Raw genomic sequence first — 24,601 nt, 5'->3', positions numbered from 1 at the left:
GGTCCATGTTTCGCAGTCTGCCCAAGACCATCCTTGCTCTCTTTGCGGTGCTGACAGCGCTGCCTGCCATAGCCGGAGAGCGCCAGTTCGATCATCGCTTTCCGCGCCATAACGGCTTTAATGACGGCGTTTTCCTCGGTAGGCGCACTCACTGGCAGAGTGGTCTGCACTTCAGAGGCGACAACGTTGTCCGCTATCGTCCCCGCACCCCTTTTTTGAGGCAGTTCAACTATCCTGGGACAAGCCGCTATAGCCGCAGCAACATCGTCGTCATTGCGTCCCAGCCCCAGAGCTACGATCAGAATTACGGGAGCAACGGCCTCTACGCCGGATCGTCCTATGCCTATCAGACTGATGGAGGCACCTATATCGGCGGCGACGGATATTATCGGGTGGCCGAACCGGCACGCGAACTCGCGCCGAAGGCCAAAGTCATCGATGTCGGCATTGCCGATGATCCCTGTTCCTACGAGGCCAATGTCTGCGTCATCCGACCCTAAGGCCGGAACCGCCAGACCGTCGTCTTCTTGACCTCGCTGTCTTCAAGCGCCCGGGTAACGAGCACTTCGTAGACGGCGCAGAATTCCAGCCTGTCCTTTGGCAAATAGGCGCGTCCGGGATCTCCGACCAGCACGTCCTTGCCCCCGGCCACGAGCGTCTCGAACCACGGAATCAGCGCTTCGGCGAAGGATTTGTCGTAGAAAACGTCGCCGGCAAGGACCACATCCGCGTCGACATTCTGACCGATTAGATCAGCTCCGGTGAAATCCAGTGAGACGGAATTGACGGCCGCATTCAACCACACCGCCGTCTGCGACCACGGATCGATATCGGCGGCAAGAACCTTGGCGGCGCCAGCCTTGCTTGCGGCAATTCCGACTAGTCCCGAACCGCTCGCAAAATCGAGGACACGCTTGCAGCGAACCGTTTCAGGATGATCGAGAACATAGCGCGCCAGCCCCTGCCCGCCCGCCCAGGCGAACGCCCAGAAGGGCGGCGGCAGACCGATTGCCTCCAACTCCTCTTCGGTCTTCAGCCAGAGCTCATGAACTTCGCTCGCCAGATAGAGCTGGATCTCCGGCACATGCGGCGGCACAAGCAGGCTGGTATTGGCGCGGATGAAGGTTTCCGGATCGGTCTTCAAGACTGCTTAGCGAGGCGGTTTGTCGAAGCCGCCCATGCGGCAGACCTCAGCCCATTCGTCATCCGTCACCGGCTGCACGGAAAGCCGCATCGAGGTAACAAGCGACATCTTGGACAGCTTTTCGTTTGCTTTGATATCTTTCAGCGTCACCGGCTTCGGTACATCCATGACCGCGCGGATATCGACGCAATCCCAGCGGTCATCGCCCTTCGCCGTCGAATCCGGATGCGAGAGCGCGCAGACCTCGACGATGCCGACGATCTCCAGCCCGTCATTGGAATGGTAGAAGAAACCCTTGTCGCCGATCTGCATGGCTCGCATGTTGTTGCGTGCCAGATAATTGCGCACGCCGGTCCATTCCGTGCCCTTCTCGCCGGCGGCCTTCTGCTGCTCCCAGGACCAAGCTCCCGGCTCGGATTTGTAAAGCCAGTGCGCCATTCTGCTTAAGCCTCCGGCTTATTGAAGACCCAATTGAAGGGCTTCACTTCGACGCTTTCGAAAAGACCAGCCAGTGCGTAAGGGTCTGCGGCGCCTAGCGCCGTGGCTTCTTCCACCGTTTCGGCATGGACCATAACGAGGCTGCCATTCGGCTTGCCCTCCGCATCGAGGAACGGGCCAGCCATAGCAAGCTTGCCTTCGGCATTCAGCTTGTTGAGATAGTCGAGGTGAGTGGGGCGGGTTTCCATGCGCACGTTGAGATGGCCGGGCTTGTCCTTGCAAAGAAGGGCAAAAAGCATGTCTGTCTCCTATTCGGTCGTAATCGGACGTGTCATCAATTGTTCGATGGCTTCGGAAATGCCGAGCCTGCCTTCGATGATTGCCGAAACCGCATCGGTGATCGGCATTTCCACACCGAGCTCTTCGGCAAGCCGCGAGGCAACCGCCGCCGCAAAAGCCCCTTCCACCAACTCGCCGCGGGAAGGGTCGGCCTTTTCGCCGCGCCCGAGCGCAATGCCGAAACGCAGGTTTCGCGACTGATGGCTGGTTGCCGTCAGCACCAAATCACCCAGACCGGATAGCCCCCGCGCCGTATCGGCATTGCCGCCCTTGGCGACGATGAAGCGCGACATTTCGGCAAGCCCGCGGGCAATCAACGCCGCACGCGCCGAATCGCCAATTCCGGCGCCCTCGACGATGCCGCACGCAATCGCCAGCACATTCTTCAAAGCGCCACCCAGCTGCACGCCGATCGGATCTGCCGAGGCATAGAGCCGGAAGGTGCGGCCGGAAATCGCCTGCGCCAGCAGCTCGGCGACATGCATATCGGTAGCAGCGATTGCCATGGCCGTCGGCAGCCCCTTGGCGATATCGGCGGCAAAACCCGGACCGGAGAGCACACCGACCGGGTGATTGGGCAGTTCCCGCTCCAGCATGTCGGTCAGAAGCGCGCCGGTTTGCCGCTCCATACCCTTTGCACAGGTGACGACAATCGCATCCTTAGACAGATAAGGACCATACTGCCGCGCGGCATCCGCCTGTGCCTGAGAAGGCATGGCGAAGAGCACGATGTCCGCATCGCCGATTGCATCCGCTTCCGCAGAAAATTCCAGTGTTTCCGGCAGTGTGATGCCAGGCAGAACAGCATCATGCAATCGCTCTGCCTTAAGGTCCTCGATCAGCACCGGGTCGCGTCCGACAAGGATTGCCGAATTTCGCCCGGTCAGGGCCACCACGGCCGCAAGAGCCGTGCCGAAAGCCCCCGACCCGACGACGGCGATGCGCTCGCTCATGCTTTGGCCCCCCGCTTTCCTGATCCGAGCACGGTTTCCGCCTTGGAATCGAGCGGCCAGCGCGAACGCGGCTGCACATCGAGAGCGTCAGGTGCAACGCCCTTCGCCATGCGTTCCAACCCGGCCCAGGCGATCATTACGGCATTGTCGGTGCAGAGCCGGAGCGGCGGCGCGATGAAGCGGAAGCCGTTCTTGTCGCAAAGCGCCTGCAGCGTGCTGCGGATTTCCAGATTGGCGGCAACACCGCCGGCCACCACGAGGGCCGGCTTTTCCGGAAGGTTCGGAAATTCCGCCTTGAACCTCTGCAGGCCGCGGCCGATGCGATCCTTCATCGTGCGGGAGATGGCCTTCTGGAAGGAGGCGCAGATATCGGCGACATCCTGATCCGTCAGCGGCGCGATCTCGGTCGCCGCCTGCCTTACGGCGGTCTTCAGGCCGGAGAAAGAAAAATCGAGCCGCGCCTCGCCAACCAGCGGCCGCGGGAAATTGAAGCGACCGGCATTGCCGTCCTTCGCCATCCGCTCCACGGCCGGCCCGCCAGGATAGGGAAGACCGAGCAGCTTCGCCGTCTTGTCGAAGGCTTCCCCCAGAGCATCGTCGATCGTCGTGCCCCAGCGTTCATATTCGCCGATACCCCGCACGAGGATGAGTTGCGTATGGCCGCCAGAAACGAGCAGCATGAGATAGGGAAAGGAAAGCCCATCCGTCAGCCGCGCCGTCAGCGCATGACCTTCGAGATGATTGACGGCATAAAGTGGCTTGCCGGCCGCCTTGGCGATCGCCTTGCCGGTCATGAGCCCCACCAGCAAGCCACCGATCAAACCGGGGCCTGACGTTGCGGCTATCGCATCGACATCCGAGAGCGACACATTGGCGCGCTTCAAGGCCTCATCGATCAATTCATCCAGCGCCTCGACATGGGCGCGCGCAGCAATTTCCGGAACCACTCCCCCATAGGCGCTGTGCTCGTCCAGCTGGGAAAGAACGACATCCGACAGCACGTTGGAGCGGCCTTCGGCATCGCGCTCGACGATCGCAGCGGCGGTCTCGTCGCAGCTTGTCTCGATGCCGAGGATGCGCAGAAAGGGAGCCATGAAACCTGTTCGTTCATTGCGATAGGGTTTAAACGTGTTTACGAGAACTCCGGTAACAACGGATCAAAGCGGATGCAAACAAAACCTTTCCGGATCGGCACGCGCGGCAGCCCATTGGCTCTCGCGCAGGCGCACGAGGCCCGCGACCGGCTGATGGCTGCCCATAATCTGCCGGGGGAGATGTTCGAAATCGTCGTGCTGACGACCAAGGGTGATCGGATCACCGATCGGTCATTGGCCGAGATCGGCGGAAAGGGACTTTTTACAGCAGAATTGGAACAACAGCTCGTCACCGGCGATCTCGACCTCGCCGTACATTCGAGCAAGGACATGCCGACAGTCCTGCCGGAAGGCCTCTATCTCTCAGCCTATCTGCCGCGCGAGGATATCCGTGACGCCGTCGTGGGACGCACTGCGCCGAAGCTGATCGACCTGCCGCATGGAGCGACCGTTGGCTCCTCTTCGCTTCGCCGTCAGGCGCTCATTCGCCGCATGCGGCCCGATATCAATGTCATCACTTTCCGCGGCCTCGTGGACACGCGCCTGCGCAAGCTGCGGGAAGGCCAGGTCGATGCGACGCTTCTGGCGCTCGCCGGCCTCAAGCGGCTAGGCAAGGTTGAGGTGATCACCGATATCCTCGACCCCGACAGCTTCCCGCCAGCACCTGCCCAGGGCGCGATCTGCATCGAAAGCCGGATCGGCGATACGAGGATCGACGAATTGCTGGCGCCGATCAATGACACGTTGACCTTCGACACAGTTTCCTGCGAACGCGCCTTCCTAGCTGCCCTCGACGGCTCCTGTCGCACGCCGATCGGAGGCTACGCCGTCTGCGAAGGCGATCATATCCGCTTCTCGGGTCTCATCCTCACTCCCGACGGCCGCGGCCAGCATGCGATCACGATCGACGGCCACCGTCGCGATGCCGCAGCACTCGGCACCCGCGCCGGCCAGGACGTGCGCGCAAGAGCCGGCAGCAGCTTTTTCGAGGACTGGAGCTAGCTTGAATGCGCGTGCTCGTCACCCGTCCCGCACATTCGGGTGAGCGGACCGCTCAACGTTTACGTGCGTTGGGTCACGAGCCGCTGCTGCTGCCGCTCAGCCGTCCCGTCCACGATGCAGCGGCCGCTGGACAGGCTCTGGAAACAACCAATGGACCAGTTGCCATAACGAGCGCCGAAGCGGTGCGAACCTTGCAGTTCCTTGGCGACGCGCTGACATCTCACCTCTCGCGCAAGCTCTTTGCCGTTGGCGAAGCGACGGCCGACGAGGCTCGCGAACTGGGGTTCCATTCTGTTACGGCATCGTCGGGCAGCGGCCGCGAACTGGCGGAGTTGATTGCGGCAAATGATGCCGACGGGCTTCTCTATCTTGCCGGCAGTCCGCGTGCCGAAACCTTCGAGACGCGGCTGACAGAGCTCGGGCAGAACTTCTCGGTTACCGAATGTTACCGGATGGAGCCCATTGCCCCCGATCCGGGGGTTGTCGCAACGCTCCTGACAGAAAATATGCCGGATGCGGTTCTTTTTTACTCCCGTCAGACGGCCGGAAATTTCTTTCATATCTCGCGGGTAGAGTCCCTTTTGCTGCAGCGGCCGAAAATCCGTCTCATTTGCCTCAGCAACACTGTTGCGGAAGCTGTTCCACCTGACTTGAAGGGAGCTCTGGAGATTTCGCCGATGCCGGACGAAAAAAGCCTTTTGTCGCTGCTTTGAAGGCTTTAGCCGCCCAAATTTGATCTAACCTCTTCCCTTAATTGCCATCCCTGTCTAGTTTCGTTGCAATGCAGGATAATGAGGACCTCATGGTATCAGGAAATCCGCCACGCCACTCGAAGAGCTCCGACGAGCCGGTCACGATCGACCTGGACACGCAGGACTTCGCCACGGCGACTGACCCTGAAAAACCTGCCGAAGAGACCGCTCGCGCATCCGACCATATCCCTGTTGCCGAAACCGCAGCCGCTGCGGAAACCAAGGGGGAACCGTTATCGGAACATGAAAGCGAACGCGCCGCCAGCGCGCAGGAAGAGTCCTCGACAATGGAGCCTCCTCCAGCCGAACCTGTACAGCCGCTTCCGGCGCAGAAGGGCGCTGTCACATCGGGCCTGATTGCCGCCGGCATTTTCGGCGGCCTTGTCGCTTTGCTCGGCGCCGGCGCGATTCAATACGCGGGTTATCTGCCCGGCTCCTCCACTCCCTCGACAAACTCTGCGGAATTGGCCGACCTCTCCGGCGAGATCGAAGACCTGAAGCAATCGGTAGCAAGCCTGGCCTCCAATCCGCCGCCAGCCGCCGATACCAGCGCCCTCGAAAGACGTATCGCGGCTCTTGAATCGGCTCCTCGGGCACCGGAGTCAGCGTCGACTGGCGCTGCAGATCTCGACGCACTCAACCAGAAGATTGCAAATCTGACCGCTCAGATCGAACAGCTGAAGACGAGCCTTGCACAGACCACTGAACAGCAGACCTCCAGCGGCGCCGATATGTCCAACCGTCTTGCCGAAGCCGAAAAGAAACTGAACGAACCGCGCGAAGATGTCGCCGTTGCCCGCGCCATCGCTGCTGCGGCTCTAAAGGCTGCAATCGACCGTGGCGGCCCCTTCCGCGCCGAACTCGATACGTTTGCCGGCGTCGCACCGGATGATCCGGCGGCGACCGATTTGCGCAGCTTTGCCGAAACCGGTGTGCCCTCCCGCGCCGAGCTGATCCGTCAGGTTCCCGATGTCGCCACAGCCATCGTCGAATCCGCCAATCAGCCCGACCCCAATCAGAGCTGGTCGGACCGGCTGATGTCGAGCGCAAAATCGCTGGTATCAGTCCGCCCCGTCGGCAATGTCGAAGGCGAAAGCGTCGAAGCAATCGCCGCGCGTATGGAGGACAAGGTGAAAAACGGCGATCTGCCCGGCGCAGCCACCGAATGGAACAGCCTGCCTGCTGCCGCCAAACAGGCTTCCGCTGCCTTCAAGCAGTCGCTCGAAGCTCGTATTCGCGTCGAGGATCTTGTCGGCGGCGCCCTCTCCAAGGCCGTTTCCAGCACCGGCAAGGAAGGATGAGTATGGTCCGCCTGATAATCTTCGCGCTCCTCGTTCTCGTTCTCGCCTACGGCTTCTCCTGGCTTGCCGACCGCCCCGGCGATCTGTCACTGATCTGGGAAGGCCAGATCTACCAGACCAAGCTGATCGTCGCGGCGAGCGCCATCATCGCGCTGATTGCTGCCGTCATGGTGGCCTGGTGGTTCGTCCGCCTCGTCTGGACCTCTCCGCATTCGGTGACGCGCTTCTTCCGCGCCCGCAAACGCGACCGCGGTTATCAGGCGCTCTCGACCGGCCTCATCGCCGCCGGGGCAGGCAACGCCCTGCTCGCCCGCAAGATGGCGGCCCGCTCGCGCGGCCTTCTCCGCGCCGATCAGGAACCGCTGATCAATCTCCTGGAAGCACAGGCAGCTCTCATCGAAGGTCGCTATGATGAGGCACGCTCCAAGTTCGAGATGATGGCCAACGACCCGGAAACCCGCGAACTCGGCCTGCGCGGCCTTTATCTGGAGGCCAAGCGCCTTGGCGCAAACGAAGCTGCCCGCCAATATGCGGAAAAAGCCGCCGACAACGCCCCCTATCTCCCCTGGGCCGCACAGGCGACACTCGAATACCGTAGCCAGTCCGGTCGCTGGGACGATGCAATCCGCCTGCTGGAACAGCAGAAGGCTGCCAAGGTTGTCGAAAAGGCGCAAGCCAATCGCCTGCATGCCGTCCTTCTTACTGCCCGCGCTGACGACAAGCTTGAAAGCGACCCTGCTGGCGCCCGCGACGATGCCCTGCAGGCGCTGAAACTATCGGCCGATTTCGTCCCCGCTGCGCTCATCGCCGCCAAGGCACTTTTCCGTGAAGGCGGCGTACGCAAAGCCGCCTCGATCCTCGAACAGGCGTGGAAGGCCGGGCCGCATCCGGAAATCGGCCGCGTTTATATCCGCGCCCGCAGCGGCGATTCCACCCTCGATCGCCTGAAGCGTGCTGAGCGGCTGGAAGGCATGCGGCCAAACAATGTGGAATCTCTCCTCGTCGTCGCCCAGGCGGCACTCGATGCGCAGGAATTCGCCAAGGCTCGCGCCAAGGCGGAAGCCGCCGCTCGTATCGAACCCCGCGAGGCGGCGTTTCTGCTGCTTGCCGATATCGAAGAAGCCGAAACCGGCGACCAAGGGCGCGTCCGCCACTGGCTGGCACAGGCGTTGAAGGCGCCGCGCGATCCGGCCTGGGTTGCCGATGGCTTTGTGTCCGACAAATGGCTGCCGGTTTCACCGGTGACCGGCCGACTCGACGCTTTCGAGTGGAAGGCGCCCTTCGGTCAGCTTGAAGGCCCTGTCGAGGAAGGTTCGAGCGCCTCGATCGAAACGGCGCTGAAGACCTTGCCACCGCTGCGCGAGACCCGCCCGGAAAGCGTGGTCAATGATCATCGCATTATCGAGCTGGAACGGGCGGCGGCGATTGCCGAAGCCACGCGCCCAGCAACCCCAGCGCCCGCATCGGCAAAGGCTGCCGAACCGTACACTTCCCGGCCGGTTCCTGCCACGCCGGAACCCAAACCCTTCTTTGGCGGCCTGCCGGATGATCCTGGCGTCCGCGACCCTAAGGTGGAACCGGAGCCCAAGACACGGCTCCGCCTTTTCTGAAATGGAACGAAAACCGCATGTTCGAACGCTTTCAGGCATTTTTCCAGCATCTGACCGCCGACCGTCCAAAATCTGGCTTTGCCCCCGATGACCCACGCATCGCGGTCGCCGCGCTCTGCATGCAGGTCATGGAAGCAGACGGCCAGATCAAGGAGAGCGAGAAAAAGCGGCTGCGGAAGCTTCTGAAGGAGCAATATGCGCTCGACGGCAAGCAGCTCGATGCTCTGATGGCCGCAGGGCAGGAAGCCGAAAGCTCGGCGGTTGATTATTTCCGCTTCACATCCGATCTTAAGAGGCATCTCAATACCGAACAGCGGCTGGAGCTGATCGGCATTCTCTGGGATATTGTCTATGCCGATGGTGAGCGCAGCGAAATGGAAGACCATGTAATCTGGCGGATCGCCGACCTCCTGGGTGTTTCTTCCCGTGAGCGTATTCAGAAGCGGCAGGAGGCTGCCGCAAGGGTTACGGACGCACGGGTGGTGCAGGATGACGCTGACTGACAGAAGCATAAAACGCGACCGGCGCCCTATTCTCATCATTCTTCATCAGGAGCATTCCAGCCCCGGTCGAGTCGGGCAGCTTCTCGTCAAGAAGGGCTATGATCTCGATATTCGTCGTCCGGTACTCGGCGATCCCCTTCCCTCAACACTCGACGACCATGCCGGTGCCGTGGTCTTCGGCGGCCCGATGAGCGCCAACGATCCCGATGAATTCGTCAAAACGGAGATCGACTGGCTGGAAGTGCCGCTCAGGGAAAACCGGCCCTATCTCGGTATCTGCCTCGGCGCGCAGATGCTGGCGCGCCAACTCGGCAGCAAAGTCGCAGCCAATCATGACGGGTCCACCGAGATAGGTTGGTATCCGCTGCATGCAACCGAAAGAGGCCGGTTGCTGATGCGCTGGCCGAAAATGGTCTATCACTTCCACCGCGAAGGCTTTGAACTGCCGCATGGGGCCGAGCTGCTGGCGTCGGGCGATGCCTATCCCAACCAGGCTTTTCGCTATAACGGCAACGCCTGGGGCCTGCAGTTTCATGCGGAACTGACGCGGGTAATGATGCACCGCTGGGTCGTTCACGGCGCCCACCGTTTCATCTTGCCGAATGCCCAGCAGGGACGGGAGCATCTGGAAGGACGCATGTTATTCGATGCGCCGCTCAAAGCCTGGCTCGACGATTTCCTCGATATCGTCTTCGAGAGCAGGACGGCGGCCGTTACACCGCTTCTCGCATAGGCGCCGCAAGCGTATCGATCTTCCGCAACTTCGGGAAGCCGGATGCCCAGATTGCAGCAACGACGAGCGTGCCGATCCCGCCAATAATGACGGCCGGGGCGGCGCCAAAAACCGACGCCATGGTCCCTGCCCGGAATTCTCCAAGCTCGTTGGAAGCACCGACGAAGACCATGTTGACCGCATTGACACGGCCACGCAGATGGTCCGGCGTCCAAAGCGCGATAAGGCTTTCGCGAACATAGACGGAAATCATGTCCGCGGCGCCCATGATGGCGAGCGCGGCGATGGAAACTTCGGTATTGGTGGACAGGCCGAACACAATCGTACCGAGGCCGAAAATCGCTACGCCGATGAACATATACATGCCAGCCTTATGCTTCAGCGGATAGGCAGCAAGGAAGATCGCCATAATGATTGCACCGACGCCAGGCGCCGAACGCAGCAGACCAAGGCCCCACGGTCCGAGCGTGAGGATATCGCGTGCAAAGATGGGCATGAGTGCCGTGGCGCCGCCAAGCAGAACGGCGAAGAGATCGAGCGAGATGGCGCCAAGCACCACCTTCTCTTCCCGAATATAACGGAAGCCACCGAGGATCATGTCCCAGCTCTTTGCCTCGCCCGTCGTCTTCTGCGGCGGCTTGGGAATCATATAGAGCAGCAGTGAACCGAGCGCGGAGAAAACGACAGCGACCGCGTAGGCCGTCGATGCGCTGACACCATAAAGTAGGCCGCCAAGCACAGGCCCGGTGATGGCCGCCAGCTGCCAGGAAGACGAATTCCAGGCGATTGCGTTGGAGAGATCCTTTTCCGGCACCAGGTTTGGCGCAAGGGATTGCACGGCTGGCGCCATGAAGGCGCGTTCGATACCAAAGATGAACAGCACGACAAAAACCGGGATCGGCGAAAACGTGCCCGAAACTGTCATGGCGAGTAGCGCCAGCGTGCAGAGCGCGCTGATGAGCGAGCAGATCGAGGCAATAGCGCGGCGATTGTGCCGATCGGCCACCGAACCAGTGACGAGAATCAGCACAAGAGATGGCAGGAACTGCACGAGCCCGATCAGACCGAGATAGATGGCGCTCCCTGTCTGGTCATACATCTGCCAGCCCACCGCGACGCTGACGATCTGCTGCGAGAAGGAAAGCAGGAACCGTGCGAAGAAGAAACGGGTGTAAGACGGGTGCCGGAACGCGGCAAAACGGTCTCCGGTGGGCGAAAGCGACATGAAGCTTTTCCGAGGAAACGGGCGCCAAAAGCCGTGCAAAAGCGGCCGTTAAACATGATTCACCGTGCGGTTCCACACGGCACTTGCTCGTTTAGTCGCCAATGTCTACATGTCTGTCAACAACGAATTGGAGACGACTATGATTGCGCTGTTTCAAACCATTGATTTGGCTTTGCAACTTTATACTTGGATCCTGATTGCCAGCGCTATCTTCTCCTGGCTCTATGCATTCAACGTCATCAATTCCAGCAATCAGTTCGTCAATCAGGTCGGAACGTTCCTCTATAACGTCACGGAGCCCCTGCTGCGCCCGATCCGTCGCCTGCTGCCCAATCTCGGTGGCATCGACATCTCGCCGATCATCCTTTTGCTCGTCATCTTCTTCCTGCGCTCCTTCCTCTGGACGACGATCTATCCGCTCGTCGCTTGACCACGCCTTGGAAGAAATTTGACGATCATATCCGCCTGACCGTCCGGCTGACGCCGAATGGCGGGCGGAATGCCGTTGACGGGATCGAATCCGATGGCGAAGGCGGCATGCTGCTGAAGGTCCGCGTCACTGCTGTTCCTGAAAAGGGAAAAGCCAACACGGCGCTCATCGCCCTCATTTCCAAATCGCTCGGCGTCGCGAAGTCCTCCGTCGATCTCGTCTCCGGCGACACATCACGTAAAAAAATCCTCCGGATCGACGGTGACCCGGAGGATTTGACCAAAAAGCTTGAAGCGCTTGTCGCCTGAAGATCAGGCCTTTTCCTTCTTGGCGCGTTCGATCGCTTCTAGGATGAGCGCGCCGGCTTCCTTGGAATCGCCCCAACCGTAGATCTTCACCCATTTGCCGGGTTCCAGATCCTTATAGTGCTCGAAGAAGTGCTCGATCTGCTTCAGCGTGATCTCCGGAAGGTCGGTGTAGTCTTTGACCTTCTCGTAGCGCAGCGTCAGCTTCGGCGACGGAACGGCGATAATCTTCTCGTCCTTGCCGGAATTGTCTTCCATCTTCAGAACGCCGATGGGGCGCACGTTGATGACGCAGCCAGGAACCAGCGGGCGGGTGCTTGCGATCAGTACGTCGATCGGGTCGCCGTCTTCAGAGAGCGTATGCGGTACGAAGCCATAGTTACCCGGGTAGGTCATCGGCGTGTAGAGGAAACGGTCAACAACCAGCGTGCCGGCTTCCTTGTCCATTTCATACTTGATCGGATGACCGCCGACCGGAACCTCGACGATAACGTTGACGTCTTCAGGTGGATTCTTACCGATTGAAACGGCGTCGATGCGCATAGGAAACTCCCGGGAGGTTGAATTGCTCGAAGCCAGTTAATCGGTTTCATCTCGCAACGCAACACGCCTCGCAAGCGATGTTTAACATGCGGGGCGCCAGAATATAGAATTTCTCTAATGAAATATGCAGCACCCCTCGGCGCTGCAATCAGTTCCAAACGAAGCCGATCTTTTTAATCTGCTTGTGGTCGAAATTTTCCATACCTTCGCAGAAATCCATACCGCCATGGTCGCGATAAAAGTTGGCGGCGGTTTCATTTTCTTCCAGGCACCAGACGACGAGACCGTTGCAGCCCAGAGACTTCAACAACCGCCGTGCTTCGCCGAATAGCAGCTTTCCGAGGCCGATACCCTGATATTCCGGGCGCAGATAAAGCTCGTAGATTTCGCCTTCCTGAGGCAATGCGCGGGCACGATTGAGCCCCAGGGTCGCATAGCCCGCAACGGTGCCTGCAACATCCAGAACAAGCAGGGTTGCCGGACCTCGAGTCGCTTTACGCCACCAATTTTCTCCGCGGCGTTCGATCATCTGGGTCAGAGCGCGATGCGGAATAATGCCGGCATAGGTATGCTGCCAAGAAAGCCGGTGGGCTTCCGAAATGGCTCGGGCATCATGAGGTTCGGCCCGCCGAACATCGATCGACAACGTCTTCATAACGCTTACTCTGGTCCTGCCGGAGGCAATTAACCATATGCGGCAGCCGCATCGTGATCGATTGCCCACAGACTTGATATGTGGACGATTGAGAAATTTTAACGCTTTTTTAACGATTGTCACAAGCCGGAATCGACGCAGCGCACAATAAAAAACCCCGGCGCCAAGGCCGGGGTTTAAAGCTACGGCTTAGGCTCTTAGAGAGCGGCCTTCGACTTTTCGAAACGCTTGCGGTCGTTGGCGTCGAGATACATCTTGCGCAGACGGATCGACTTCGGCGTCACTTCGACCAGTTCGTCCTCCTGGATCCAGGAAAGAGCACGTTCCAGCGTCATTCGGATCGGCGGGGTCAGCTTGACGGCTTCGTCCTTGCCGGCGGCGCGGATGTTGGTCAGCTTCTTGCCCTTCAACACGTTGACTTCGAGGTCGTTGTCGCGCGTGTGGATGCCGATGATCATGCCCATGTAGACCTTTTCGCCGGCGTCGATGATCATCGGGCCGCGGTCTTCCAGGTTGAACAGCGCGTAGGCAACGGCTTCGCCGGCTTCGTTGGCGAGCAGCACGCCGTTGACCCGGCCGCCGATTTCGCCCTTGTACGGCTGGTAGCTGTGGAACAGGCGGTTCATGATCGCCGTGCCGCGCGTATCCGTCAGAAGTTCCGACTGGTAACCGATCAGGCCGCGGGTCGGCGCGTAGAAAACGAGGCGAACGCGATTGCCGCCCGACGGACGAAGCTCGACCATTTCGGCCTTGCGCTCGGACATCTTCTGCACGACGACGCCGGAATGCTCCTCGTCGACATCGATGAGGACTTCTTCGATCGGCTCCAAAAGCTGGCCGGCATCATCCTTGTGCATGACGACGCGCGGACGCGAAACGGCAAGCTCGAAGCCCTCGCGGCGCATGTTTTCGATGAGAACGGCGAGCTGAAGTTCGCCGCGACCGGAAACGAAGAACGAATCCTTGTCGGCGCTTTCTTCGATCTTCAGAGCGACATTGCCTTCGGCTTCCTTGAGCAAGCGGTCGCGGATGACACGGCTCGTGACCTTGTCGCCTTCGGTGCCGGCAAGCGGCGAGTCATTGACGATGAAGGACATCGTAACGGTTGGCGGGTCGATCGGCTGTGCCTTCATGGCTTCCGTCACAGACGGATCGCAGAAGGTGTCGGCGACGGTGCCCTTCGAGAGGCCGGCGATCGCGACAATATCGCCTGCATGCGCTTCTTCGATCGGCTGACGCTCGATACCGCGGAAGGCGAGGATCTTGGAGATACGGCCCTGTTCGATCAGCTTGCCGTCCTGGCCGAGAACCTTCACCGCCTGGTTCGGCTTGATCGAGCCGGAAGCGATACGGCCGGTGATGATGCGGCCGAGGAAGTTGTTGGCTTCCAGGATCGTGCCGATCATGCGGAACGGGCCTTCTTCGACGGTCGGGGCCGGAACGTGCTTGACGACCAGGTCGAGGAGCGGTGCGAGACCTTCGTCGGTCGGGCCTGCCGGATCGAAGTTCATCCAGCCGGCACGGCCGGAACCGTAAAGGATCGGGAAGTCGAGCTGCTCATCGGTTGCGTCGAGAGCGGCAAAGAGGTCGAAGACTTCGTTGACGACTTCTTCGGCGCGGGCGTCCGGACGGTCGATCTTGTTGATCGCAACGATCGGGCGAAGGCCGACCTTCAGAGCCTTGCCGACGACGAACTTGGTCTGCGGCATCGGGCCTTCGGCGGCGTCGACGAGAACGATCGCGCCATCCACCATCGAGAGGATGCGCTCGACTTCACCGCCGAAGTCGGCGTGGCCGGGCGTATCGACGATGTTGATGCGGGTGTCTTTCCACTCGATCGACGTCGCCTTGGCGAGAATGGTGATGCCGCGCTCTTTTTCGATGTCGTTGGAATCCATCACGCGTTCCATGACGCGCTGGTTCTCGCGGAACGAACCGGACTGTTTCAGAAGCTCGTCGACGAGGGTCGTTTTGCCATGGTCAACGTGCGCGATGATCGCGATGTTGCGAAGTGCCATATGTCATAATCTCTGAGGCTGGGGCGCTACGCCAAGTGGACGCGCCATTTATGTTGGCGCGCTCATACCGTTTTTTTCGCGATTGCGAAAGGGGGTGGCACGCGAAAGCTGCGGCATGGCTGTCACCATGCCGCTTGGCTCATGTCATCAAACTGTCTTAAGCGTCGCTGCCTGTCAATTCCTCGAAGGTCGCAAGGCCCTTCTTGACCAGCATCGCATCCGGGCTCGGCAGCTTGCCACGGAAAGCCTTGTAAGCATCTTCCGGATCGACCGAGCCGCCCGTGGAGTAGATATTGTCCCGAAGCTTCCTGGCCATTTCGCCATCAAAGGCATCGCCCGTCTCCTCGAAGGCGGCGAAGGCGTCGGCATCGAGCACTTCCGACCACATGTAGGAGTAATAGCCCGCCGAATAGCCGCCCGAGAAGATATGCTGGAAATGCGGCGTAGCGTGGCGCATGACGATCGATTTCGGCATGCCGATTTCGGCAAGCACTTCCGCCTGCACCGCCATCGGATCCTCCACCTTGTCGCGCGTATGGAAGGCCATGTCGACCAGAGCCGAGGAGGTGAACTCCACCGTATTGAAGCCGGAATTGAAGGTGCGAGCGGCAAGAACCTTATCGAGCAGCGCCTGCGGCATTGGCTCTCCGGTCTCGAAATGCACCGCATATTCCTTGAGGATGGCAGGAACCGTCAGCCAGTGCTCGTAGAGCTGCGAGGGAAGCTCCACAAAATCCCGTGAAACGCCCGTACCCGACACCGAAGGATAGGTGACATCGGAAAGCATGCCGTGCAGCGCGTGGCCGAATTCATGAAACAATGTGCGCGCATCGTCGAGCGAAAGCAGCGCCGGCTTGCCTTCCGCGGGCTTTGCGAAATTGCAGACATTGTAGATGATCGGCAGTTCGCCATGATGGCCGTTCTTCAGCGCCAGCTTGTGCTGTGACTGGAACGAGCTCATCCAGGCGCCCGAACGTTTCGAGCTGCGAGCGAAGTAATCGCCGAGGAAGAGCGCGACCAGCTTGTCGTCCCGGTCGCGGATCTCGAAGACCTGCACATTGGGATGATAGGCGGCAACGCCCTTCCTCTCGACGGCGCGAATGCCGAACAGCCGGCCGGCGACATCGAAGCAGGCGTCGATGATCTTTTCGAGCTGCAGATAGGGCTTCAGTTCCGCTTCCGAGAAATTGAACCGTTGCGCCCGGATCTTCTCCGCGTAATGGCGCCAGTCCCAAGGCATGACCTCATGGTTCTTGCCCTCGGCCGCGATCAACCCGGCAATATCGGCTTCTTCCTCATGGGCACGCTTCACCGCCCTGGCCCAAACGGCACGTAATAGGCCGTTAACGGCTTCGGGCGTCTTTGCCATCGTTTTGTCGAGCTTCAATTCCGCAAAATTGCCATATCCGAGGAGCTTTGCCACCTCGTCACGCAGGGCAAGCGTCTCACGAATGATCCCGCGGTTATCGGTCTCTCCGGCATTTTCACCGCGCGCCACCCAGGCCTTGAAGGCCTGCTCGCGAAGATCGCGCCGTTCCGAGAAAGTCAGGAAGGGCTCGATGATCGAGCGCGACAGGGTCACGGCATATTTACCGTCCTCGCCTCGTTCACGGGCTGCCGCCGCCATAGCGTCACGCAGGAAATCAGGAATGCCGGCAAGTTCGTCTTCGCTTGAGAGCATGAGCGACCAGTTCTTCTCGTCGGCAAGCACGTTTTGCCCGAAGCTGGTGCTGAGGCCGGCGAGCTTCTCATTGATTGCGGCGAGTTTCTCCTGCTCGGCCTTCGGCAACTTGGCGCCCGATTTGACGAAACCTTTCCAGTGTCGCTCCAGCACGCGCGTTTGCTCCAAGGTCAGGCCGAGGCTCTCCCGCTTTTCCCAGAGCGTGTCGATGCGCCTGAAGAGATCGGCATTCATGCCGATCTTCGAATAATGCCGCGACATCTTTGGCGAAATCTCCCGCTCCAGCGCCTGAATGACATCGTTGGTGTGGGCGCCCGCCCGGTTCCAGAAGAGAGCGGAAACGCGCGAAAGCTCATCGCCGGCGATTTCGAGCGCGACGATAGTATTTTCGAAATTCGGCTCTTCCCTGTTGCCGGCAATCTCGTCGATCTCGCGTTCGTGTGAAGCAAGCGCCGCCTCGAAGGCGGCAGCAAAATCGCCATCGGCAACCGCGTCAAAACGCGGCAGACCATGAAGGCCATCCCAATTGACAAGTGCCTGATTGAATTGAGTGGGAGAAGACATGTGAAGTCCTTTATGCCAGCAAATGAAGGGGTAATATAGGAACGCCGTCACCGAATTGATATGTGTCTGACTGGGCTTTTACCCGCCCCGATAAATTTGCGGGCAAGAATTGATACATAAAAATTAACCAATCGTTAACGATTGACGCGAATCAGGCCGGGACGCTAAATTCCCCTTAATCTTCAAGTAAGAGGACATGCGCATGGAAATCTTTTCCGTGCGGTCTTCTCAGAGTTTGCTATTCAAAAATAATCCCAATAATAACGCAAAAAGTTCGAAGACCGCTGATATTACAATTGAGCCGAAGCTGACTGTCGCCCAAGGCTCATTCCAAATAGAAGACTCTGAGAACAGGCGGGCGCTCGATTTTACAGCCGTCAGCCCTGGTGAATTGCGCAGCTATGCGCGCCAGGGCTACGACAATGGCCTGATCGATCAGAATACGTTTGCCGCAATATCCGAACCGTTGCCGATGCATGCTATCGATCCGCTCGGCAATGTCATCGATCTGTCCAACGTCACTGACGGCACGAGCTTCAACTTCTTGGACTACTACAAGAACCAGCTTCAGATCGCCATGTCGATCGGGGATCCTAATGAGGTTCAGACGCTGAATTCGGTCGTCGGTTTTCTCGTCAACGACGCCTGATCAGGCCTTTCGCCAGCCAAGCAGGCCGGGTGTGGCGTGCCACAACGCTTGCACGGCAAAACCCATAAAGAGCACGCCGGAGCAGCGTACGATCAGCCCTTCATGGGCGCGGTAGAAGCGGCGTACGACGCCGGCACCGATGATCCCGATCAGGATGATATCAGCTGTGACGAAACCGACGAAGGACACGCTGAGCAGCATCGGGAGAGCCTGAAAGTCGAGCGCGCTTGCAGAGCCCGCGACCAGCGCCGTGAAAGTGGCGAGCGCCACCGGATAGCCCTTCGGATTGGTGACGCCGAAAATCAATCCGCGGCGGAACGGCCGTTCCACGACGAGCAGCGCCTGCCCCTCGACCTTCGGCTTGGCATTGACGGCGCTCCATCCGATCCAGGCGAGATAGAAGCCGCAGGCAAGTCCCAGCAGGTCGAACACGAACGTGCCGATGGTCTTGGCACCGACGATAGCGATCAACGCCAATCCCGACCAGATGATATCGCCAACGAGATGACCCATCATGAAAAAGGCGCCTGCCTTGCGCCCTTGCCCGGCACCTATGCCGAGAAGCTGCAGGAAGGCCGGGCCGGGAATGAGCACATAAAAAAGCGCCGCCAGGAAGGCGCCGAGAAGCAGGGATTGCGGCATAGAAATGCTCCCGTGATGACGGCTCAGCTTATGCGACAGCCCTGCCGCGTCAAGACGTTACAACCTGTAATCGATGTGACAAAGAAAAGGCCCGCGCGGCGGAGCCGGCAGGCCTTTTTGGAGATCTGTCTGAAGCTGCTTACTTCTTCAGGTTACGCTTGCCGAGCGTGCGCAGACGCAGCGCGTTGAGCTTGATGAAACCTGCAGCATCCTTCTGGTCGTAAGCGCCCTGGTCGTCTTCGAAGGTGACGAGCTTGTCGGAATAAAGCGACTTCTCGCTCTCACGACCAATGACCATGACATTGCCCTTATAGAGTTTCAGCGTCACTTCACCTTCGACATGTTCCTGGCTCTTGTCGATGAGGGCCTGCAGCATTTCTCGCTCCGGCGAGAACCAGAAACCGTAATAGATGAGTTCGGCATAACGAGGCATCAACTCATCCTTGAGGTGAGCCGCACCACGGTCGAGCGTGATGGACTCGATGGCGCGATGCGCTGCGAGCAGGATCGTGCCACCAGGTGTCTCGTAAACACCGCGCGACTTCATGCCGACGTAGCGGTTCTCGACGAGGTCGAGGCGGCCGATACCATTGTCGCGGCCGTAATTGTTGAGGGTCGCGAGCAGCGTCGCCGGAGACATCTCGACACCATTGATCGAGACGGCGTCGCCCTTGCGGAAACCGACCTTGATGATGGTCGCCTTGTCCGGGGCCGCTTCCGGCGAGATGGTGCGCATATGCACATATTCCGGGGCTTCCTGTGCCGGATCCTCCAGAACCTTGCCCTCAGAAGAAGAGTGCAGCAGGTTGGCATCGACGGAGAAGGGGGCTTCGCCCTTCTTGTCCTTGGCAACCGGGATCTGATGCTTCTCAGCGAATTCGAGCAGGTCGGTACGGCTCTTGAAGGACCAGTCGCGCCAAGGCGCAATGATCTTGATATCGGGGTTCAGCGCATAGGCCGAAAGCTCGAAACGAACCTGGTCGTTACCCTTGCCGGTCGCTCCGTGTGCGATCGCATCGGCACCGGTCTTGCGGGCGATGTCGATGAGGTGCTTTGAAATCAGCGGACGGGCGATCGACGTACCGAGCAGGTAGACGCCTTCGTAGACGGCATTCGCACGGAACATCGGGAAGACGAAATCGCGCACGAATTCTTCGCGCACGTCCTCGATATAGATCTCCTTGATGCCGAGCATCTCGGCCTTCTTGCGCGCCGGCTCAAGCTCTTCGCCCTGGCCGAGGTCGGCCGTGAAGGTGACGACTTCAGCGCCGAGTTCGGTCTGCAGCCACTTCAGGATGATCGAGGTATCGAGACCGCCGGAATAGGCGAGCACGACTTTCTTCACGTCTTTGTATGATGCCATGGTGATGAGGTCCGTTACATGAGGGCCGACGGCATACCCGCAAGGCCCGTTATCGCGGCACTTTTAGCGAGATTGGCGCATGACGCAAGGGCAACGAGCCAAGCAACGCTACCTCGATAAGGTTTGACAGCGCAAAAGGAGAGCCCATATTCGGCATCGTCCGAACAATGCTCTGAGGAGAGGCCAGTCACGTGACGAATATTCAAGACATTTTCAAGCAATCCAATGTTGCCGTCGTCACCGGCGGTGCTTCCGGCATCGGCCTTGCAGCCGCAAAGCATTTTGCCAAAGCTGGCATGAGCGTCGTCATAGCCGATCTCGGCGGTGAAAAGCTTGCAAACGCCCGCGCGGAACTTGAGGCAATCGTCGGTCAGGAACATGTGATGGCTGTCGAAACCGACGTCTCGCAAAAGGAGCAGATAGAAGCTCTCGAGCGTGCCGTCATTCAGCGCTTCGGCCGCGTGCACGTGCTGATGAACAATGCCGGCATCGGCCCGGAAACCTCGATCTTTAGTGCCCAGGCGGGTTGGGACAATATCCTCGCGGTCAATCTTCTCGGCGTCATCAATGGCACGAGGACCTTCGGCCCCGGAATGATCGCCCACGGCGAGCCCGGCCTCATTATCAACACCGGCTCCAAGCAAGGCATCACGACGCCCCCCGGCAACCCGGCCTACAATATCTCGAAAGCCGGCGTGAAGGTCTTCACCGAAGCGCTCGAACACGAATTGCGCAACACCGAACGCGCGCGGATATCGGCGCATCTGCTGATCCCCGGCTTTGTCTTCACCGGCCTGACCAAAGGCGATCGCCAGGAAAAGCCAGCAGGCGCCTGGACTCCGGAACAGACGGTCGCTTTCATGGTCGAGAGCCTTGAACGCGGCGATTTCTACATCCTCTGCCCCGATAACGACGTCGCCCGCCCGGTTGACGAACGCCGGATGGCCTGGGCTGTTGGCGATATCATCGAAAACCGCCCGCCGCTGTCGCGCTGGCATAAGGACTACGCCGACAAGTTCAAGGCTTTCCTCGAGCAGAAGTAATCGGCGGCATCACAAGGTTTGATTGGTAATTTTTCGAAAACCGGGTAAGAGATCGTCAGAACTTTTCCCGGCTTTCAGAGGCACCATGGATTTCCTGCCGAGCTTTCCGACGCTTATTGCTTTTGCCGCCGCCACACTGTTGCTTGCGGCGACGCCAGGCCCTGACATGACGCTGTCGATCAGCCGTGCACTTGCACAGGGCAAGAAGGCAGCCCTCTTCGTTGTGCTCGGCACGAGCCTCGGCATTGTCGTCCACACGATGCTGGTCGCCTTCGGCATCTCAGCGCTGATTACAGCTTCGCCGACCGCCTTCTTGATCTTGAAGACCGGTGGTGCCGCCTATCTCTTCTGGCTGGCAGTTCAGGCGATCCGCTTCGGCTCGAAGTTAACCGTTGCCAAGGTAGAAGGTCCGAAAGGGACGATCCTGTCGAACATTTCCTCGGGCTTCTGGGTCAATCTCTTGAACCCGAAAGTCATCATCTTCTTCATGACCTTCCTGCCGCAATTCGTCAGCGCCAACGATCCTGCAGTCACGCACAAACTTCTGTTCCTCGGCTTCTGTTTCATCCTAGTCGGTATGCCGGTCAATGCGGCCGTCGTTATAGCTGCTGACCGGCTGTCCAGCTGGCTGCAGAACAACAAAAAGGCGCTGCGCGGCATGGATTATACCTTCGCCGGCGTCTTCTCGGTCTTCGCCGCCAAGATCCTGCTTACCCAGGCCCGATAAAGTGTGACGCGGTTTTGCGTCCGGAATTGCGCCAAACAAAGGCTCAAAACGTGTCAAGGATCTGAACGATCGCGACACGCTTTGATCAGCACGCTTTCGACTTAGCCGATCAGCAATGCATCGTCATCGAGAGTCTGGCCGCGCATCTTGCGGAACATGGCGATCAGGTCTTCGACCTGCAGGTTCTTCCTGTTGTCGTCGGCGACGTCGAGCACGATCTCGCCTCCATGCAGCATGATCGTCCGGTGGCCGTAATCCAGGGCCTGACGCATGGAATGAGTGACCATCATCGTCGTCAATTTGCGTTCTGAAACGATTTTTTGCGTGAGGTTCATGACGAACTCGGCCATGCCTGGGTCGAGTGCTGCCGTATGCTCGTCGAGCAGCAACACTTCAGAGCCGGCAAGCGTCGCCATGACCAGCGAAACAGCCTGCCGCTGCCCGCCGGACAGCAAGTCCATGCGGTCTTTCAGCCGGTTCTCCAGCCCTAGATTGAGCTCAGCAATTCGCTCCCTGAAATAGTCGCGCCTGCTACCGCCGAGCGCCGAACCAAGCCCGCGCTTTTCACCGCGTCGGGCGGCGAGCGCGAGGTTTTCTTCGATCGAGAGCGCGCCGCAGCTTCCGGTCAGCGGATCCTGAAACACACGCGCAACCATGCCGGCACGCTTCGCCGTCGACTTGCGCGTCACGTCCGTATTGCCGATCAATACCGAGCCTTCGCTTGGCATGACATCGCCTGCGAGCACACCGAGCAGTGTCGACTTGCCGGCGCCATTGGAGCCGATGACAGTGACGAAGGAACCTTCCTCGATGGTGAGGCTGACGCCATTCAGCGCTTGCTTCTGTAATGGCGTACCGCGCCCGAAAACGACCTTAATGTCCTTGACGCTGATCACGATGTGGCACCTCCGCGCAGGCGGGGAAGAATGAGCGCAACAGTCACGAGAACCGCGGTCACGAAATTGAGGTCGGAGGCTTGCAGACCGATAACATCGCTCGAAAGTGCAAGCTGGATGGCGATACGGTAGATGATCGAGCCGAACACGCATCCGACAAGCGCAATCAGCAGCCCCCGCCGCCCAAGCAGCGTCTCGCCGATAATGACGGCAGCAAGGCCGACGACGATGGTGCCGACACCCGAGGTGACGTCTGCAAAGCCGTTGGTCTGCGCAAAGAGCGCTCCGCCAAGGGCCACCAGCGCATTGGAAATCGCCATGCCCAGATATATCTGCCGGCTGGTATCGACACCCTGGGCGCGGGCCATGCGGGCATTGGCGCCGGTCGCACGCATTGCAAGCCCGGCATCGCTTTCAAGGAAGCGCCAGACGACAAGGACGGCAATGACAACAAGAATGCCAACGAAGAGCGGCCGTACGTAGAAATCACGCAGCCCGTGGCCGAAGAAGGGGCTGATCATCGTATCGGCATTGATGAGCGCGACATTCGGCTTGCCCATCACCCGCAGATTGACGGAGAAGAGTGCGATCATCGTCAGGATCGAGGCCAGCAGATTGAGGATCTTGAAACGCACATTGAGGAGCGCCGTCACCATGCCGGCCGCAGAACCTGCCGCCATCGCAACCAGTGCCGCGAGCCACGCATTGACACCGGCGATAATCAGCACCGCGGTCACAGCGGCACCGAGCGGGAAGGAGCCGTCTACCGTTAGATCCGGAAAATCAAGGACGCGGAAGGCAAGATAAACGCCAAGAGCGACGAAAGAATAGACTAGGCCGAGCTCGACGGCCCCCCAGAATGCGATTTGGCTCAAGGCTTTCTGCCCCTTTTGTGTCCGTCCCGCCCGTCGCGAAACCGGAGCCTTGTAATATAAATAGCCGCCCCCGTGCAAACGGGAGCGGCTGAATGTGAGTAAGTTATGGGTCAGCGGATTATTCGATGACCTTATTGGCGCGCGAGACAACGCTCTCCGGCAGCGTCACACCCATCTTGGCTGCAGCACCCTTGTTGACGACGAGGTCGCTTCCCGCCGCCGTCTTGACAGCGATATCGCCCGGGTTCTCGCCCTTCAGAACGCGCACGACGATTTCACCCGTCTGCTTGCCGACATCATAATAGTTGAAGCCGAGAGCTGCGATCGAACCGCGCGAAACAGAATCCGTGTCAGCAGTGAACAGCGGCAGCTTGCTTTCTTCGGCAACGGCAACTGCCCCTTCGAGCGCAGAAATGATGGTGTTGTCGGTCGGGATATAGATCGCGTCGGCACGGCCGACGAGCGCACGGGCCGCACCCTGAACCTCGGCGGACTTGGTTGCAGCCGATTCAACAATGGTGACGCCGGCCTTCGCGGCCTCGGCCTTCAGCGCCGCCAGAAGCGAAACCGAGTTGGCTTCACCGGAATTGTAAAGATAACCGATCGTCTTCGCGTTCGGCAGGATTTCTTTGATGAGCGCGATATGCTCGCCAACCGGCGACATGTCGGAAAGACCGGTCACGTTGCCGCCCGGTTTGTCCATGTTCTTGACGAGCTGCGCGCCGAGCGGATCGGACACGGCGGTGAAGACGACAGGAATATCACGCGTCGCGGAAACGACGGCTTGTGCGGACGGCGTGGAGATCGGCACGATGACATTGGGTTCGTCGCCGGCGAACTGGCGGGCGATCTGGGCTGCCGTTGCCGGATTGCCCTGCGCGGATTCGAAAACGAACTTGAGGTTCTCGCCTTCCTTGTAGCCGGCAGCGGCCAGCGCATCGCGCACGCCATTGCGGGCTGCATCGAGCGCCGGATGTTCGACGATTGCGGTTACGGCGACCGTGACTTCCGCAGCCTTGGCCGGCAGTGTCAGGGCCAGAGTTGCGGCAAAAGCCAAAAGAATTGAACGCATGGTGTCCTCCTGAATGATTTTGGAGGCACTTTTAGGAAAAGCGC

At 59.6% G+C, this 24,601-nt stretch carries 27 protein-coding genes; 12 read left to right on the top strand and 15 right to left on the bottom strand.

What is annotated here, in order from left to right; translation table 11 throughout:
* Nucleotides 1-5: 5 nt before the first annotated feature.
* The gene (locus FHX15_RS19995; protein ID WP_184400101.1) at nt 6-500 is read left to right on the top strand and encodes a hypothetical protein; all 495 of its coding nucleotides are present in this window, start codon (nt 6-8) and stop codon (nt 498-500) included.
* Here the strand turns inward: FHX15_RS19995 and FHX15_RS19990 are convergent.
* From FHX15_RS19990 to tsaD, 5 genes are read right to left on the bottom strand one after another with little or no spacing between them, the layout of a single operon-like run.
* Nucleotides 497-1,144: a class I SAM-dependent methyltransferase gene (locus FHX15_RS19990; protein WP_184400100.1), complete on the bottom strand. Its 648-nt coding sequence runs from the start codon at nt 1,142-1,144 to the stop codon at nt 497-499. The two genes, FHX15_RS19995 and FHX15_RS19990, sit on opposite strands and share 4 nt — an antisense overlap.
* 6 nt (nt 1,145-1,150) lie before the next feature.
* Nucleotides 1,151-1,582 (bottom strand): EVE domain-containing protein, encoded by a 432-nt coding sequence (locus tag FHX15_RS19985; RefSeq protein WP_184400099.1) that lies wholly within the window; start codon nt 1,580-1,582, stop codon nt 1,151-1,153.
* 5 nt (nt 1,583-1,587) lie between these two features.
* Nucleotides 1,588-1,881 carry a YciI-like protein gene (locus FHX15_RS19980; RefSeq protein WP_184400098.1) on the bottom strand — a complete coding sequence of 98 codons (294 nt, stop codon included), beginning with the start codon at nt 1,879-1,881 and terminating at the stop codon, nt 1,588-1,590.
* A gap of 9 nt (nt 1,882-1,890) precedes the next feature.
* Nucleotides 1,891-2,874 (bottom strand): NAD(P)H-dependent glycerol-3-phosphate dehydrogenase, encoded by a 984-nt coding sequence (locus FHX15_RS19975; protein WP_184400097.1) that lies wholly within the window; start codon nt 2,872-2,874, stop codon nt 1,891-1,893.
* Nucleotides 2,871-3,968 (bottom strand): tRNA (adenosine(37)-N6)-threonylcarbamoyltransferase complex transferase subunit TsaD, encoded by a 1,098-nt coding sequence (gene tsaD / locus FHX15_RS19970; RefSeq protein WP_184400096.1) that lies wholly within the window; start codon nt 3,966-3,968, stop codon nt 2,871-2,873. Before tsaD ends, FHX15_RS19975 begins: the two co-directional genes overlap by 4 nt.
* Before the next feature lie 72 nt (nt 3,969-4,040).
* Here tsaD and hemC point away from each other — a divergent pair, with 72 nt between their 5' ends.
* The 6 genes from hemC to FHX15_RS19940 all read left to right on the top strand — a co-directional run bounded on the left by hemC (nt 4,041) and on the right by FHX15_RS19940 (nt 9,869).
* Nucleotides 4,041-4,970 carry a hydroxymethylbilane synthase gene (gene hemC, locus FHX15_RS19965; RefSeq protein WP_184400095.1) on the top strand — a complete coding sequence of 310 codons (930 nt, stop codon included), beginning with the start codon at nt 4,041-4,043 and terminating at the stop codon, nt 4,968-4,970.
* A gap of 5 nt (nt 4,971-4,975) precedes the next feature.
* Complete coding sequence (locus FHX15_RS19960) at nt 4,976-5,683, top strand: uroporphyrinogen-III synthase (RefSeq protein WP_184400094.1); 708 nt, start codon at nt 4,976-4,978, stop codon at nt 5,681-5,683.
* A gap of 68 nt (nt 5,684-5,751) precedes the next feature.
* Nucleotides 5,752-7,023 carry a COG4223 family protein gene (locus tag FHX15_RS19955; protein WP_184400093.1) on the top strand — a complete coding sequence of 424 codons (1,272 nt, stop codon included), beginning with the start codon at nt 5,752-5,754 and terminating at the stop codon, nt 7,021-7,023.
* A gap of 2 nt (nt 7,024-7,025) precedes the next feature.
* Nucleotides 7,026-8,633: a heme biosynthesis protein HemY gene (locus FHX15_RS19950; protein WP_184400092.1), complete on the top strand. Its 1,608-nt coding sequence runs from the start codon at nt 7,026-7,028 to the stop codon at nt 8,631-8,633.
* A 17-nt stretch (nt 8,634-8,650) separates the two neighbouring features.
* Nucleotides 8,651-9,136: a TerB family tellurite resistance protein gene (locus FHX15_RS19945; protein ID WP_184400091.1), complete on the top strand. Its 486-nt coding sequence runs from the start codon at nt 8,651-8,653 to the stop codon at nt 9,134-9,136.
* On the top strand, nt 9,123-9,869 hold the full coding sequence (locus FHX15_RS19940) for a glutamine amidotransferase (RefSeq protein ID WP_184400090.1): 747 nt from the start codon (nt 9,123-9,125) through the stop codon (nt 9,867-9,869). Before FHX15_RS19945 ends, FHX15_RS19940 begins: the two co-directional genes overlap by 14 nt.
* Here FHX15_RS19940 and FHX15_RS19935 read toward each other — a convergent pair.
* Entirely contained in the window at nt 9,850-11,094 is a 1,245-nt protein-coding gene (locus tag FHX15_RS19935) for an MFS transporter (protein WP_184400089.1), read from the bottom strand. The genes FHX15_RS19940 and FHX15_RS19935 overlap by 20 nt on opposite strands.
* Before the next feature lie 139 nt (nt 11,095-11,233).
* Here FHX15_RS19935 and FHX15_RS19930 point away from each other — a divergent pair, with 139 nt between their 5' ends.
* Complete coding sequence (locus tag FHX15_RS19930) at nt 11,234-11,524, top strand: YggT family protein (RefSeq protein WP_210290784.1); 291 nt, start codon at nt 11,234-11,236, stop codon at nt 11,522-11,524.
* A complete protein-coding gene (locus FHX15_RS19925) occupies nt 11,521-11,832 on the top strand; it encodes a DUF167 domain-containing protein (protein ID WP_184400087.1) in 312 nt (103 codons plus the stop codon). Before FHX15_RS19930 ends, FHX15_RS19925 begins: the two co-directional genes overlap by 4 nt.
* Before the next feature lie 3 nt (nt 11,833-11,835).
* On the opposite strand, the gene ppa is transcribed toward FHX15_RS19925, so the two are convergent.
* From ppa to FHX15_RS19905, 4 genes are all read right to left on the bottom strand, one after another.
* Entirely contained in the window at nt 11,836-12,372 is a 537-nt protein-coding gene (gene ppa / locus FHX15_RS19920) for an inorganic diphosphatase (protein WP_112572889.1), read from the bottom strand.
* A 148-nt stretch (nt 12,373-12,520) separates the two neighbouring features.
* The gene (locus FHX15_RS19915; protein WP_183749653.1) at nt 12,521-13,027 is read right to left on the bottom strand and encodes a GNAT family N-acetyltransferase; all 507 of its coding nucleotides are present in this window, start codon (nt 13,025-13,027) and stop codon (nt 12,521-12,523) included.
* Between the two features lie 197 nt (nt 13,028-13,224).
* Nucleotides 13,225-15,045: a translational GTPase TypA gene (gene typA / locus FHX15_RS19910; RefSeq protein ID WP_184400086.1), complete on the bottom strand. Its 1,821-nt coding sequence runs from the start codon at nt 15,043-15,045 to the stop codon at nt 13,225-13,227.
* A 157-nt stretch (nt 15,046-15,202) separates the two neighbouring features.
* Entirely contained in the window at nt 15,203-17,290 is a 2,088-nt protein-coding gene (locus FHX15_RS19905; RefSeq protein WP_184400085.1) for a M3 family metallopeptidase, read from the bottom strand.
* A 202-nt stretch (nt 17,291-17,492) separates the two neighbouring features.
* Here FHX15_RS19905 and FHX15_RS19900 point away from each other — a divergent pair, with 202 nt between their 5' ends.
* Nucleotides 17,493-17,939: a hypothetical protein gene (locus FHX15_RS19900; RefSeq protein WP_184400084.1), complete on the top strand. Its 447-nt coding sequence runs from the start codon at nt 17,493-17,495 to the stop codon at nt 17,937-17,939.
* Here FHX15_RS19900 and FHX15_RS19895 read toward each other — a convergent pair whose 3' ends face one another.
* Both FHX15_RS19895 and FHX15_RS19890 read right to left on the bottom strand, forming a co-directional pair.
* Entirely contained in the window at nt 17,940-18,581 is a 642-nt protein-coding gene (locus tag FHX15_RS19895) for a LysE family translocator (RefSeq protein WP_184400083.1), read from the bottom strand. It lies immediately after the preceding gene.
* Between the two features lie 139 nt (nt 18,582-18,720).
* Nucleotides 18,721-19,944 (bottom strand): argininosuccinate synthase, encoded by a 1,224-nt coding sequence (locus tag FHX15_RS19890; protein ID WP_184400082.1) that lies wholly within the window; start codon nt 19,942-19,944, stop codon nt 18,721-18,723.
* 191 nt (nt 19,945-20,135) lie between these two features.
* On the opposite strand from FHX15_RS19890, the gene FHX15_RS19885 reads away from it, so the two are divergent.
* Entirely contained in the window at nt 20,136-20,987 is an 852-nt protein-coding gene (locus FHX15_RS19885; RefSeq protein ID WP_184400081.1) for an SDR family NAD(P)-dependent oxidoreductase, read from the top strand.
* Nucleotides 20,988-21,072: 85 nt separating this feature from the next.
* Nucleotides 21,073-21,714 (top strand): LysE family translocator, encoded by a 642-nt coding sequence (locus FHX15_RS19880; RefSeq protein ID WP_184400080.1) that lies wholly within the window; start codon nt 21,073-21,075, stop codon nt 21,712-21,714.
* Nucleotides 21,715-21,815: 101 nt separating this feature from the next.
* On the opposite strand, the gene FHX15_RS19875 is transcribed toward FHX15_RS19880, so the two are convergent.
* The 3 genes from FHX15_RS19875 to FHX15_RS19865 form a co-directional block, all read right to left on the bottom strand.
* The gene (locus FHX15_RS19875; RefSeq protein WP_184400079.1) at nt 21,816-22,610 is read right to left on the bottom strand and encodes an ABC transporter ATP-binding protein; all 795 of its coding nucleotides are present in this window, start codon (nt 22,608-22,610) and stop codon (nt 21,816-21,818) included.
* Entirely contained in the window at nt 22,607-23,485 is an 879-nt protein-coding gene (locus FHX15_RS19870) for an ABC transporter permease (RefSeq protein ID WP_184400078.1), read from the bottom strand. Before FHX15_RS19870 ends, FHX15_RS19875 begins: the two co-directional genes overlap by 4 nt.
* Before the next feature lie 118 nt (nt 23,486-23,603).
* Complete coding sequence (locus tag FHX15_RS19865; protein WP_184400077.1) at nt 23,604-24,557, bottom strand: ABC transporter substrate-binding protein; 954 nt, start codon at nt 24,555-24,557, stop codon at nt 23,604-23,606.
* Between the last annotated feature and the right edge of the window lie 44 nt (nt 24,558-24,601).

The organism is Rhizobium sp. BK650 (genome assembly GCF_014195325.1).
Taxonomy (GTDB): Bacteria; Pseudomonadota; Alphaproteobacteria; order Rhizobiales; family Rhizobiaceae; genus Rhizobium.
This window is presented reverse-complemented; position numbering and strand designations above follow the sequence as displayed.

Bases quoted from the DNA above. Each gene is read 5' to 3' on its own strand.
- FHX15_RS19995 (WP_184400101.1), top strand. From the start codon at position 6: ATGTTTCGCAGTCTGCCCAAGACCATCCTTGCTCTCTTTGCGGTGCTG.
- FHX15_RS19985 (WP_184400099.1), bottom strand. From the start codon at position 1,582: ATGGCGCACTGGCTTTACAAATCCGAGCCGGGAGCTTGGTCCTGGGAG.
- FHX15_RS19980 (WP_184400098.1), bottom strand. From the start codon at position 1,881: ATGCTTTTTGCCCTTCTTTGCAAGGACAAGCCCGGCCATCTCAACGTG.
- FHX15_RS19975 (WP_184400097.1), bottom strand. From the start codon at position 2,874: ATGAGCGAGCGCATCGCCGTCGTCGGGTCGGGGGCTTTCGGCACGGCT.
- tsaD (WP_184400096.1), bottom strand. From the start codon at position 3,968: ATGGCTCCCTTTCTGCGCATCCTCGGCATCGAGACAAGCTGCGACGAG.
- hemC (WP_184400095.1), top strand. From the start codon at position 4,041: ATGCAAACAAAACCTTTCCGGATCGGCACGCGCGGCAGCCCATTGGCT.
- FHX15_RS19960 (WP_184400094.1), top strand. From the start codon at position 4,976: ATGCGCGTGCTCGTCACCCGTCCCGCACATTCGGGTGAGCGGACCGCT.
- FHX15_RS19955 (WP_184400093.1), top strand. From the start codon at position 5,752: ATGCAGGATAATGAGGACCTCATGGTATCAGGAAATCCGCCACGCCAC.
- FHX15_RS19950 (WP_184400092.1), top strand. From the start codon at position 7,026: ATGGTCCGCCTGATAATCTTCGCGCTCCTCGTTCTCGTTCTCGCCTAC.
- FHX15_RS19945 (WP_184400091.1), top strand. From the start codon at position 8,651: ATGTTCGAACGCTTTCAGGCATTTTTCCAGCATCTGACCGCCGACCGT.
- FHX15_RS19940 (WP_184400090.1), top strand. From the start codon at position 9,123: ATGACGCTGACTGACAGAAGCATAAAACGCGACCGGCGCCCTATTCTC.
- FHX15_RS19935 (WP_184400089.1), bottom strand. From the start codon at position 11,094: ATGTCGCTTTCGCCCACCGGAGACCGTTTTGCCGCGTTCCGGCACCCG.
- FHX15_RS19930 (WP_210290784.1), top strand. From the start codon at position 11,234: ATGATTGCGCTGTTTCAAACCATTGATTTGGCTTTGCAACTTTATACT.
- ppa (WP_112572889.1), bottom strand. From the start codon at position 12,372: ATGCGCATCGACGCCGTTTCAATCGGTAAGAATCCACCTGAAGACGTC.
- FHX15_RS19915 (WP_183749653.1), bottom strand. From the start codon at position 13,027: ATGAAGACGTTGTCGATCGATGTTCGGCGGGCCGAACCTCATGATGCC.
- typA (WP_184400086.1), bottom strand. From the start codon at position 15,045: ATGGCACTTCGCAACATCGCGATCATCGCGCACGTTGACCATGGCAAA.
- FHX15_RS19905 (WP_184400085.1), bottom strand. From the start codon at position 17,290: ATGTCTTCTCCCACTCAATTCAATCAGGCACTTGTCAATTGGGATGGC.
- FHX15_RS19900 (WP_184400084.1), top strand. From the start codon at position 17,493: ATGGAAATCTTTTCCGTGCGGTCTTCTCAGAGTTTGCTATTCAAAAAT.
- FHX15_RS19895 (WP_184400083.1), bottom strand. From the start codon at position 18,581: ATGCCGCAATCCCTGCTTCTCGGCGCCTTCCTGGCGGCGCTTTTTTAT.
- FHX15_RS19890 (WP_184400082.1), bottom strand. From the start codon at position 19,944: ATGGCATCATACAAAGACGTGAAGAAAGTCGTGCTCGCCTATTCCGGC.
- FHX15_RS19880 (WP_184400080.1), top strand. From the start codon at position 21,073: ATGGATTTCCTGCCGAGCTTTCCGACGCTTATTGCTTTTGCCGCCGCC.
- FHX15_RS19865 (WP_184400077.1), bottom strand. From the start codon at position 24,557: ATGCGTTCAATTCTTTTGGCTTTTGCCGCAACTCTGGCCCTGACACTG.